This is a genomic window from Dellaglioa kimchii, from assembly GCF_046115505.1.
Taxonomy (GTDB): Bacteria; Bacillota; Bacilli; order Lactobacillales; family Lactobacillaceae; genus Dellaglioa; species Dellaglioa kimchii.
Map to the genome: position 1 here is coordinate 513104 of NZ_CP170736.1, position 11929 is coordinate 525032.

Annotated in this window: 11 protein-coding genes; 1 reads left to right on the plus strand and 10 read right to left on the minus strand. The window is 35.3% G+C overall.

What is annotated here, in order from left to right:
• Window positions 1-15 precede the first annotated feature (15 nt).
• A complete protein-coding gene (locus tag ACE83Q_RS02445) occupies window positions 16-1674 on the minus strand; it encodes a formate--tetrahydrofolate ligase (RefSeq protein ID WP_409022553.1) in 1659 nt (552 codons plus the stop codon).
• Between the two features lie 137 nt (window positions 1675-1811).
• Here ACE83Q_RS02445 and ACE83Q_RS02450 point away from each other — a divergent pair, with 137 nt between their 5' ends.
• Entirely contained in the window at window positions 1812-2018 is a 207-nt protein-coding gene (locus tag ACE83Q_RS02450; RefSeq protein ID WP_409022794.1) for a cold shock domain-containing protein, read from the plus strand.
• A gap of 63 nt (window positions 2019-2081) precedes the next feature.
• Here ACE83Q_RS02450 and purD read toward each other — a convergent pair whose 3' ends face one another.
• Genes purD through purC form a run of 9 tightly spaced genes read right to left on the minus strand, consistent with a single transcriptional unit; the run spans window position 2082 to window position 11851 of the window.
• The gene (gene purD, locus ACE83Q_RS02455) at window positions 2082-3344 is read right to left on the minus strand and encodes a phosphoribosylamine--glycine ligase (protein ID WP_409022554.1); all 1263 of its coding nucleotides are present in this window, start codon (window positions 3342-3344) and stop codon (window positions 2082-2084) included.
• 52 nt (window positions 3345-3396) lie between these two features.
• Entirely contained in the window at window positions 3397-4935 is a 1539-nt protein-coding gene (purH, locus tag ACE83Q_RS02460) for a bifunctional phosphoribosylaminoimidazolecarboxamide formyltransferase/IMP cyclohydrolase (protein WP_409022555.1), read from the minus strand.
• Window positions 4936-4939: 4 nt separating this feature from the next.
• Window positions 4940-5518, minus strand: coding sequence for a phosphoribosylglycinamide formyltransferase (purN, locus tag ACE83Q_RS02465; RefSeq protein ID WP_409022556.1), 579 nt, complete (start codon window positions 5516-5518; stop codon window positions 4940-4942).
• 1 nt (window position 5519) lies between these two features.
• On the minus strand, window positions 5520-6554 hold the full coding sequence (purM, locus tag ACE83Q_RS02470; RefSeq protein WP_409022557.1) for a phosphoribosylformylglycinamidine cyclo-ligase: 1035 nt from the start codon (window positions 6552-6554) through the stop codon (window positions 5520-5522).
• 10 nt (window positions 6555-6564) lie between these two features.
• Complete coding sequence (gene purF / locus ACE83Q_RS02475) at window positions 6565-7995, minus strand: amidophosphoribosyltransferase (protein WP_409022558.1); 1431 nt, start codon at window positions 7993-7995, stop codon at window positions 6565-6567.
• Complete coding sequence (purL, locus tag ACE83Q_RS02480; RefSeq protein WP_409022559.1) at window positions 7980-10202, minus strand: phosphoribosylformylglycinamidine synthase subunit PurL; 2223 nt, start codon at window positions 10200-10202, stop codon at window positions 7980-7982. The genes purF and purL overlap by 16 nt, the downstream gene beginning before the upstream one ends.
• A 1-nt stretch (window position 10203) precedes the next feature.
• On the minus strand, window positions 10204-10878 hold the full coding sequence (gene purQ, locus ACE83Q_RS02485) for a phosphoribosylformylglycinamidine synthase subunit PurQ (RefSeq protein ID WP_409022560.1): 675 nt from the start codon (window positions 10876-10878) through the stop codon (window positions 10204-10206).
• 2 nt (window positions 10879-10880) lie between these two features.
• Entirely contained in the window at window positions 10881-11132 is a 252-nt protein-coding gene (gene purS, locus ACE83Q_RS02490) for a phosphoribosylformylglycinamidine synthase subunit PurS (protein WP_409022561.1), read from the minus strand.
• On the minus strand, window positions 11132-11851 hold the full coding sequence (gene purC / locus ACE83Q_RS02495; RefSeq protein ID WP_409022795.1) for a phosphoribosylaminoimidazolesuccinocarboxamide synthase: 720 nt from the start codon (window positions 11849-11851) through the stop codon (window positions 11132-11134). The genes purS and purC overlap by 1 nt, the downstream gene beginning before the upstream one ends.
• Between the last annotated feature and the right edge of the window lie 78 nt (window positions 11852-11929).

Here is an 11929-nt window from a genome sequence, read left to right on the forward strand (position 1 = left end):
CCTCTTAATTCTTAATTAATATAACCCTGAAATTAGACCATTATCGTCAATATCCATATGATTTGCAGCTGGATCTTTAGGTAATCCGGGCATCGTTAGGACATTTCCAGTTAATGCAACTAAGAAACGCGATCCTAATTTAGGATTAAATTCACGTATATGGATTGTAAATTCCGTAGGTGCTCCTAACAGTTTAGCATTATCTGACAATGAATACTGTGTTTTTGCCATACAAATAGGTAATTTATCCCATCCCAATTCTTTAAACTGACGTAATTGCTGTTTTGCTTTAGGTGCATATTCAACTTTGGCCCCGCCATAAATCGTTTTAACAATTTTTTCAATTTTAGTTTCAGCAGAATCATCAGCTTCATACAATGCTTTAAATTCATGAACCTCATTCGTTGTTTCAATCACTTTTTTTGCTAAATCAAGAGCGCCGGCACCACCTTGGCCCCAAACATCTGCAGGTATAGCAGAAACACCAATTTCAGAGGTAAGTTCAATCAAAGTTTGGACTTCAAGATCTGTATCAGCAGTAAACTTGTTAATAGCAACAACAACTGGAATACCATAACGTTGCATACTTTCAACATGCTTCTTTAAATTAACGAATCCCACTTTTAAAGCAGCAACATTTTCAGTATTCAATTCAGTTTTAGCAACTCCACCATGCATTTTCAAAGCACGGATTGTAGCAACAAGAACAATTGTATCTGGTGTCTTACCTAAGATTGGTGTTTTAATATCAAGAAATTTTTCAGCTCCTAAGTCAGCCCCAAATCCTGCTTCCGTAATTGCATAGTCACCCAATTGTAAAGCTGTTTGTGTTGCAAGAACACTATTACAGCCATGTGCGATATTAGCAAAAGGTCCGCCGTGAATAATGGCAGGTGTATGTTCCAAAGTCTGAACTAAATTAGGTTTAATTGCGTCTTTTAATAATAAACTAATTGCACCAGTTACACCTAAATCAGCAACTGTAATTGGTTTTTTATCTGTATTGTATGCTACAACAATATCACTGATTCTTGATTTTAGATCTTTAATATCTTTTGACAAACACAAAATAGCCATTAATTCACTGGCAACTGTAATATCAAATCCATCTTCTCTAGGTATCCCTTGCATTGGGCCACCAAGCCCTACTACAACATGGCGTAAGGCACGATCATTAATATCAAGTACTCGTTTCCAAATGATACGTCTTTGATCAATTTTTAAATCATTACCTTGCTGAATATGATTATCAATCAAAGCGGCAAGTGTATTATTTGCAGTTGTTAAGGCATGCATATCACCTGTAAAGTGTAAATTAATATCTTCCATTGGGACAACTTGAGAATAACCACCACCAGTTGCGCCACCCTTCATCCCCATAACAGGACCTAAAGAAGGTTCTCTGAGAGCAATCATAACTTTCTCATTCAAACGATGCATAGCATCCCCTAAGCCAACTGTTACGGTTGATTTACCTTCTCCAGCTGGAGTGGGACTAATTGCTGTAACGAGAATCAACTTAGAATTTTTATTTGTAGGTAAATCTAAAGGTAAATTTATTTTTGCCTTAAAATTACCATATGGTTCAATATCAGTTTTTTTCAAACCAATCTCGTTAGCTACTTCTTCGATTGGTTTCATCACGTTTTTTTGTGCAATTTCTATATCGTTCAAATTAATCATCCCTTCATATTAAGTTCTTTTAAGTATAACTGAGAAAACTGCGATTGTCATTAGTTGCACTACTGGTTAAAGTTACCTATACTGTAGAAGTACTTAAACTTTACGACCAATTTTGGGAGGCGTTTGATATGGAATCTGGCATTGTTGAATGGTTTAGCGCACAAAAAGGTTATGGATTCATTGCTTATGGTGATGAAAAAGAGATATTTGTCCATTATACCGCTATACAATCTGACGCATTTAAAGTACTTGGAACTGGTCAAAATGTAACATTTGAAATTAAAGAAGGTAGCCGTGGTTTACAAGCCGCAAATGTTTCAATTGTCACTAATTAATCTGTCATAAACTCATAAAACGTTCATGCTTACTTGTACTATGAAGTAAACATGAACGTTTTTTTATTTTAGATTCGCTCTATAGCCAATATCCATTCTGTAAAATGTTTTGTGTGCTTCAAAATCGGCAATTAGTCGGTAAAGTTTCTGTTGTGCATCTGCCATGTCTACGCCTGATTTATGCATAATATAAATACGTCCACCTGCACTAACTAATTTCTTATCAACCAATTTTACACCTGCAAAATCAATTCTGTTGGAAAGTGACTTAAAGTCACTTAAATTGGGTAATGTAATGTTTTTTACAGGATTTTCTGGATACCCATCAGCGGCAATGACGACACCTAAAGTAATTCCCTCTGTTTCCCATTGTAAAGATGGACTTTCATGCTGCAATAATTTTGAAATAACTAATGCAAAATCTGTTTTTAATCTTGGTAATACGACTTCAGTTTCGGGGTCGCCGAACCGAACATTGTATTCAATTACTTTTGGACCGTCTTTAGTTAAAATTACTCCCACATATAAAATACCTGTGAACGGAATACCACGTTTCATCATTTCATCTGCTGTTGGCTGAACTATTTTATCAATTGATTCTGTAACAACATCTTCTGAAATTTGTGGAACTGGACAATATGCGCCCATTCCGCCGGTATTAGGCCCATTATCTCCCTCAAATGCTCGTTTATGATCTTGAGAAATTGGCATCGGATAAACTTTATCTCGATCAATAAATGCCATTAATGAAAATTCTTCACCATCAAGGTACTCTTCAATTAATACTTCTGTTGTATTAAATTGTTGTTGGACTAAAAATGAACGCAGAGCATCCGTTGCTTCTGACAGATCTTGAGCAATAATAACGCCCTTACCACCAGCTAATCCATTTGCTTTAATAACTATTGGGAAAGATTGATGCGTCATATAATCTAATGCAGTCCGGTAATCGGTAAATGTCTGATAGTTAGCTGTCGGAATATTGGCTGACGCCATAACTTGTTTCGCAAATTCCTTTGACCCCTCTAACTGGGCAGCGGCTTTTGAAGGTCCATATATAACTAGGTTTTCTTCACGAAAAAAATCAGTTATACCATCTATCAGTGGGATTTCTGGTCCAACAAAAGTCCAATCAATGTCATTTTCACGGACAAAAGTTGTCATGCCAATCCAATTAGTGATATCAATACCAACAGATTTAATCCCGTTGTTACTCATCCCTGGATTTCCGGGTAAACAGTAAACATCTGAGACAGCATCACTTTCAATAAATTTACGTGCGATGGCATGTTCACGTCCGCCAGAACCAATAACTAAAATTTTCATTATATAAAATAATCCTTTCATGGGTTTAAAAAGATAGACTCATTTTAACAATTTAATGTTTGAAATGACGACGGTCACTAAATACCATAGCAATATTTTTGCGGTTAGCCATATCAATTGACTCTTGATCTTTAATTGACCCTCCCGGTTGAATAATTGCCGTAATACCATGATCAGCAGCATATTCAACACTATCATCCATTGGGAAGTAAGCATCTGAAGCTAAAACAAATGGTTCTACCATCCCATGTTCTAGTGCTTGCTCTAATGCAATTTTAACCGATCCAACACGGTTCATTTGACCTGCACCAATTCCAAGCGTTTGATCCTTAGTTGCAATTACAATCGCATTACTCTTAACATGCTTCACAATTCTTTGAGCGAATAACATCGCTTCTTTTTCATCACTTGTTGGTAATTTTTCAGTTACCGTTTTTAATTCTTCCATTTGGTCAATGACTTGATCACGTTCTTGAACAAGTAGACCACCCATCACTGAGACATATTCATATTTATCAGCTTGGTCCTTTTGACTGAAATCAATTGTCATGACACGAAGATTTTTCTTCTTAGCTAAAATATCATATGCAGTATCTGTGAAGCTTGGTGCAATAATAATTTCAAGGAATAAATGATGTAATTCAGTTGCTGTTTCTAAATCAACTTCGCGATTTAAGGCAATAATGCCTCCGAAAATTGACGTTTTATCAGCATCAAATGCTTTTTTCCATGCAGCATTAATCGTTTCGCCAGTACCAACCCCACAAGGATTCATGTGTTTCATCGCAACGACAGCAGGTTGCTTAAATTCTGAGACAACTTTCAAAGCAGCATCGGCATCTTTAATGTTGTTATATGATAACTCTTTACCATGTAGTTGCTTAGCGGCAGCAATAGAAAAATCATTTGGTAAAGCTGATTGATAAAAAGCCGCTTTTTGATGTGCATTTTCACCATAACGCATCCCTTGTTTGAAATCGTATGTTAATGACAATTTTTCAGGAAATTCAATTTCTAATTCTTTTGTTAAATAAGATGATATTAGCGTATCGTATGCAGCCGTGTGTCTAAAAGCCTTAGCTGCTAATTGTCGACGAAACTGATTATCCATTTTATCATCATCGAGTTTATCTAAAACGGGCGTATAGTCAGCTTTATCGACAACAACATAAACAGATTCAAAATTTTTGGCTGCTGAACGCAACATTGAAGGCCCACCAATATCGATTTGCTCAATAGCTTCTGACTCAGTAATACCAGATTTTTCAATCGTTTCTTTAAAGGGATATAAGTTTACACAAACTAAATCGATTAAGGCAATATGTTCTTCCTCTAATTTAGCCATATGAGCTGGATTGTCACGTTTTGCTAATAACCCACCATGAATCATTGGGTGTAATGTTTTAACTCGTCCATCAAGCATTTCTGGAAAGTGAGTAACATCCTCAATTCTAATTACAGCAATACCGGCATCCTTTAAAATATTAAACGTACCGCCAGTTGAAATAATTTCAAATCCACGTTTGATTAATCCCTGAGCGAAGTCTGCAACACCAGTTTTATCAGATACACTTATCAAAGCTCTTTTCATCTTATTAATCTCCCTTTTCATTGTTTAATAAATTTAGAATCACCTTTGGATATAGTTGGTGTTCGACATCATGAATCTTACTCTCCAATTGTTCAAGTGTTTCATCTGGTAAGATGGGAATACTTTGTTGCGCTATAATTGGACCAGTATCAACACCTTCGTCAATGTAATGAATCGTCACGCCAGTTACACTAACACCAGCCTTATACGCATCTTCAATTCCATGAATACCTGGAAAAAGGGGTAACAGTGCGGGATGGATATTTATAATTTCCATCGGATACTCACTCAATAATGTACTTGTAATCACACGCATATAACCCGCCAATAAAATAGTATCGATTTGATACCTAGCTAATTCGGTAACAATCACTTGTTCATAATGACTACGATTTTCAAAATCTTTAGGTTGAATAATAAAGGTTGGAATTCCTCTACGTTGTGCTTTTTTAATGACAGCAGCTTTTGGTCGATCACAAACTAAAACTTCAATTTCTAATCCTGCATCTTTTAAAGCCTGATTATCTGCAATAAATTCAAAATTAGAACCGGTCCCTGATGCAAAAATTGCTACTTTGACCATTTTATTTACCTACCAATTCGACCGTTTGATCAGTATTTTTAATGTCTATACAGCCTATTTCATAAGCTTGTACAGTTTCTTTATTTAATTGTGTCATCACCTGTTCAACGTTAGCTTTATCAACAGCCAAAACCATTCCGATGCCCATATTAAAAATTTCATACATCTCTAAATAGGGTATTTCACCGTATTTAGAGATGGCGTCAAAAATTGGTAGTACTGGCCATAATCCCAGATTAATTGTTGCTTTTAGGCCTTCTGGTAACATTCTTGGTACATTTTCAATAAAGCCACCACCTGTAATATGTGCTGCGCCTTTAATTAAATTATCTTGAAATAAAGGGGTCAAATCATCTACATAAATTTTTGTTGGTGTCATTAATATTTCAGCAAGTGTTTCGTCAGGTATTTCTGGTAAAGCTTCATCTAAATTAAAAACCGTGTCTTCAAGAAATATCTTTCTAACAAGTGAGAATCCATTTGAATGAATACCGGTTGACGAAATTCCAATTAAAATGTCATTTTCTTGAATTGAATGACCATCTATTAATTGACTTTTTTCAACGACACCAACCGCAAATCCGGCCATATCATAATGTGTTTTTTGATACATCCCTGGCATCTCAGCTGTTTCACCACCAATAAGGTCCATATGTGCTGTTTGGCATCCTTTAATTACCCCAGAAATAATACTTTCAATTTTTTGAGGTTCAGTTTTGCCAGTCGCTAAGTAGTCCAAAAAGTATAGAGGCGTTGCACCCTGAGCGACAATGTCATTAACACACATAGCGACACAATCAATACCAATTGTGTCATGTCGATTTGTTTCAAAGGCAACCATCAATTTAGTACCAACGCCATCAGTACCTGAAACCATAAGTGGCTCTTTAATACCTAATCGACCAAGATCAAAGAGTCCTCCAAATCCACCAACTGTACTTGTTTCATTTACCAGTGACATTTGTTTATTAATTCGATTAACGACGTCATAACCTGCATTTACATCAACACCCGATTTTTGATAAGCATTTACCATTTTGAAGTCCTCACTTTTCTGTCGTTAAGTTTGCTAAATACTCATCCTCGTAATCATATAGTGGCGTTGGATAATCGCCATTAAAGTAAGCCATACATAATCCTGAGTAAGGCGCATCTAAATTCAAACCAATTGAAGTAATTAATCCAGCTTCACTCAGAAATGCTAACGAGTCTGCCCCGATAATAGCCTTCATTTCTTCAATTGATTTATTTGCAGCAATTAATTCAGATTGCTTTTGAATATCAATCCCATAAAAACAAGGATATTTAAGAGGTGGTGACGCAATTCGCAAATGAACTTCAGCAGCTCCAGCTTCTTTTAATAAACGAACGATGTGTTTACTCGTTGTCCCTCGAACAATTGAATCATCGACTAAAATAATCTTTTTACCCTTAACAACGCTTTTAACAGCTGATAATTTCATTCGTACCCCTTGTTCTCTAAGCCTTTGGGTGGGTTGAATAAAGGTCCGGGCAATATATTGATTTTTAACTAATCCCATTTCATAAGGAATGCCACTTTCTTCTGCATAACCACTAGCTGCAGACAATGAAGAATTTGGTACACCAATAACCATATCTGCATCAATACCCGTTTCTCGTGCTAGTTTGCGACCCATTCTTTTACGAGCAGAATGGACATTAATCCCACAAATATCCGAATCCGGTCTTGCAAAATAAATATATTCCATTGAACAAATTGACATTTTAGTTTCAGTTGTATAAACGTCAATTGATAGCCCTTCGTCAGTAATAGTGACAATTTCACCAGGGTTCACATCGCGAACAAATTCTGCCCCAACAGAATCTAAAGCACAGGTTTCACTTGCAACGACGTAAGCACCATTTACCATTTGACCAATAGATAATGGCCTAAATCCATTTGGATCAAGTGCCGCAATCATGCAGTTTGACGTCATTAATAAGTATGCAAATCCACCATGTACTTGATTCAATGCGTCTTTAACCTGTTCATGCAAAGTATCTTGTGATGAACGACGAATTAAGTGCATCAAAACCTCTGAATCCGAACTTGATTTAAAAATAGCCCCATCTTGCTCTAACTCATTCCTAAGCGTTACCGCATTAGTTAAATTACCATTATGGGCTAAGGCAAATTGTGTATCGTAAAAATCAAATAAGAATGGCTGAATATTATCAATCCCGTTACTACCAGCCGTTGCATAACGTACATGCCCAATAGCTGCATTACCAGTTAACTTTTTAATTTTTTCAGGATTTCTAAAAACATCTGATAGTAAGCCTAATCCTCTGTAACCAATTAGTTTACCTTCATCATTTGATACAATTCCTGCACCTTCTTGGCCACGATGTTGTAAACTATGCAGACCAAAATAGGTAATCTGATTTGCATCTTCATTTCCCCAAACACCAAAAACACCACATTCTTCATTTAAACTTCTTATTTCATTAGGCATGGAATTGCATCCTCCCAAACTTCTTTGGCTTCAGAAGTTGTAAGAGTTAGCTTACTCTCTTTTGTTGTCACGTTGATTAATTGATTTGCTGTAACACTGCCAATTTTTTCTGCAGTTTGATTCATTAAATTTTCAAAATCTGTCTTATTTTCTGATTTAATCGATAAAATGAATCGTGATTGTGATTCTGAGAAAAGTTGCGAATCTGTCATATTTACATTAATATCAATGCCTAAATCGTTTTTAAATACGGATTCACTTAAAGCAATGGCTAGACCACCTTCAGATAAATCATGCGCACTTTCGACTAAACCAGATTCAATAGCTTCTAAAACTAACGCTTGGGTACTTTGTTCAGTCTTTAAATCAAAATGTTTAATATCTCCGGAAATCTCATTGGTAATCATTTTCTGAATTTCTGAACCATTAAAGTCATTATAGGTTGTACCCACTAAATAAATTAAATCATTAATATGTTTAAAATCTTGTGTTGTTATGTTTTTAACATCTTTAATTAAGCCAACCATTCCAATCATTGGCGTTGGATAAATCGCTTGTTCATTAAATTCATTATATAAAGAAACATTACCAGAAATAACAGGTGTATTAAATATGTCACATGCTTCAGAAATACCGATAGCACTTTGATCAAATTCCCAAAAAATTTCTGGATTTTCAGGACGTCCATAATTTAAGCAATCTGTTATAGCAAGTGGTTGTCCACCAGATGCCACTATATTACGCGCTGCTTCAGAAACAGCAATTTGACCACCAACCTTAGGATTCAAGTAAATATAACGCGCATTACAGTCTGTTGTCATTGCGAGTGCCTTATTAGTTTCTCTAATTCGAATAACACCTGCATCACTACCAGGTCTAACCACTGTATTGACTTTAACTTGCGAATCGTACGTTTCGTACAATGATTTTTTTGATGCAATTGTTGGTTGTTGTAACAAATCTAGCCAAGTTTGCTTCGTATTTCCTATCTCGGGTATAAAATCAGACTGCGCTTTAAATTCACTGATTCTTGCAGGTTCTTTTTGTTCCTTATGATAGACGGGTGCATCACTTGCTAAAGAATCAACGGGAATATTAGCAACAATTTTTCCCTCATGTATTAAAACATAATCCGTATTTTCTGTTACATACCCGATATTAACGGCTTCTAAATCATATTTTTTAAATAAATTGATAACTTTAGTTTCAAATTCAGGTTTAATACAAAGAACCATCCGTTCTTGAGATTCAGATAACATCATTTCGTAAGCAGACATATTAGTTTCACGTTGTGGAACGTTATCTAAATCAAGTACCATCCCCGATTTAGCTTTCGAGGCCATTTCAGCAGTTGACGAAACTAATCCGGCAGCGCCCATATCTTGAATACCAACTAACCAGTCTGAATGATCAAGAATAAGTTCAAGACAAGCATCCATTAATAATTTTTCCATAAATGGATCACCGACTTGAACAGCTGAGCGCTGTGTTTCTTTATCATCAGCAAATTCATCAGAAGCAAACGTTGCCCCATGAATACCATCACGACCCGTTTTAGCGCCAACATAAATCACTAGATTTCCATTACCTTTAGCTTGGCCTTTTTGAATATTTTTATGATCAATCAATCCAACACACATCGCATTTACTAATGGGTTACCTTCATAACAAGGATCAAATCCTATTTCTCCACCAACAGTTGGAATACCAATACAGTTACCGTATCCTCCAATACCAGCTACAATTTCTGAAACAAGATACTTAGTGTGCTCATTATCTAATTCACCGAAACGTAAACTATCAAGAAGCGCAATAGGTGTTGCCCCCATTGAGAAAATATCTCTGATAATACCGCCGACACCTGTTGCAGCACCTTCATAGGGTTCAACAGCTGAGGGATGATTATGGCTTTCAGCCTTAAATACAACTGCTTTACCATCACCAATATCAATAACACCAGCACCTTCTCCAGGTCCTTGTAAAACTTGCGGTCCAGAATTTGGAAAATGTTTTAAAACGGGGCGGGAATTTTTGTAAGAACAATGCTCACTCCACATGACTGAAAATAAACCAGTCTCAGTGTAGTTAGGTTGACGACTTAAAATATCATCTTTGATTAACTTATATTCTGAATCAGTTAATCCCCAATTTTGATATAATTTGGTATCTTCAATTGTTTGCGCCGTTGGTTCTTGTTTTGTAACCAAATTAACCCACTCCCTCTGTGTATGTCGTTAACATCGATTTAAATAAATTTAGGCCATCCGTTGAACCGAGTAATACTTCAATAGCACGTTCTGGATGCGGCATCATACCAAGTACATTTCCACGTTTGTTAATAATTCCGGCAATATTATCGATACTTCCATTTGGGTTATCTTGATATCTAAAAATGATTTGATTATTTTTCTTAAGAGTAGCTAATGTTTCGTCATCACAGTAATAATTACCCTCGCCATGAGCAATTGGTAATTCAATCGTCGTTTGCGTTTTGTAATCAGTTGTAAAACGCGTTTGATTATTAATAATTTCCAAAGTAACTGGCTTACAAATAAATTTAATATTTTTATTTTGGATTAATGCACCTGGAAGTAATTGCATTTCCGTTAACATTTGAAATCCATTACAGGTTCCAAATACTAGTTTACCTTCATCCGCAAAACGTCTCACTTCATTCATAATAGGCGATAAACTGGCAATTGCCCCACTTCTTAAGTAATCGCCGTATGAAAATCCACCCGGAAGTAATACACCATCAAAGCCATCAAGAGATTTTTCTGTATATGACACAAACTCAGCTTGTTCATGTAACCCATCCCGAATAGCGTGAAGTAAATCATAATCACAATTTGAACCAGGAAATACAACAACTGCAAATTTCATGATTAAGCCTCCACTTTTTCAAGTTCGTAACGATATTGCTCCATATTTGGATTAGCTAATAATTTATCACAAATCGCATCAATTTTTTGGTCTATCTCTAATTCAGTTGCTTCAACCTTTAACACAAAATATTTACCAACTCGAACGTCACTAACACCTGAGAATCCTAATCGGTTTATCGCTTCATTAACAGCTTGACCTTGCGGATCTAAAACTGATTCTTTATATGTAACGTAAACTTTTACACTATACATTATATGGCCTCATTTCGATTTTTTAGTCGGTTTAAAACATCTTGATATACTGGAATAATACTACCTTGTTTTTTTCTAAAAATATCTTTATCTAATGATTTATGTGTCTTTGAATCCCATAAACGTGCATTATCGGGTGAAAATTCATCTGCTAAAATAAGCTCCCCATGATACCGACCAAATTCAAGTTTGAAATCAATTAAATCAATATTGATGTCTTTAAATAATTTGTACAGTAGTTGATTAATCTGTAGTACTTGTTTCTTTATTTCATCCATTTCGATTTTAGTCGCAAAATTTAACGCAAAAATTTGTGACTCATTTATTCCAGGATCGTCTAGAGCATCATTTTTATAATAGTATTCAATAACTGGGACTGTTAATTTAGTTCCTTCAACTTGATCAAATTTACGAGCAAAACTACCTGCAATAGTATTTCGTAAAACAACTTCAATTGGAATCATTTCAACTCTCTTAACTAATTGTTCGGTTTTAGAAACATTTTCAATGAAATGTGTTTTAATACCATTTGCCATCAAATAAGAAAAAATAATATCAGATATTTGATGATTTAATAATCCCTTACCTAATATTTCTTCTTTTCGTTTGCCATTAAGTGCGGTAGCTTGGTTTTTGTATACCATTCTTAATACTTCTTCATCATTTGTTTGATAAACATCTTTAGCCTTTCCTTCATAAATCAATTGATCCAAGTGAATAGCCCCCTTAAGAATAAAAAACATATAAAAATAGATTTTATAACTAAATAGTTCGTTCTTTACAAATATAGTTTAACA

What these genes read in the sequence shown, in the direction of transcription:
- ACE83Q_RS02450 (WP_409022794.1), top strand. Translation starts at nt 1,812, where the DNA reads ATGGAATCTGGCATTGTTGAATGGTTTAGCGCACAAAAAGGTTATGGA.
- purD (WP_409022554.1), bottom strand. Translation starts at nt 3,344, where the DNA reads ATGAAAATTTTAGTTATTGGTTCTGGCGGACGTGAACATGCCATCGCA.
- purH (WP_409022555.1), bottom strand. Translation starts at nt 4,935, where the DNA reads ATGAAAAGAGCTTTGATAAGTGTATCTGATAAAACTGGTGTTGCAGAC.
- purN (WP_409022556.1), bottom strand. Translation starts at nt 5,518, where the DNA reads ATGGTCAAAGTAGCAATTTTTGCATCAGGGACCGGTTCTAATTTTGAA.
- purM (WP_409022557.1), bottom strand. Translation starts at nt 6,554, where the DNA reads ATGGTAAATGCTTATCAAAAATCGGGTGTTGATGTAAATGCAGGTTAT.
- purF (WP_409022558.1), bottom strand. Translation starts at nt 7,995, where the DNA reads ATGCCTAATGAAATAAGAAGTTTAAATGAAGAATGTGGTGTTTTTGGT.
- purQ (WP_409022560.1), bottom strand. Translation starts at nt 10,878, where the DNA reads ATGAAATTTGCAGTTGTTGTATTTCCTGGTTCAAATTGTGATTATGAT.
- purS (WP_409022561.1), bottom strand. Translation starts at nt 11,132, where the DNA reads ATGTATAGTGTAAAAGTTTACGTTACATATAAAGAATCAGTTTTAGAT.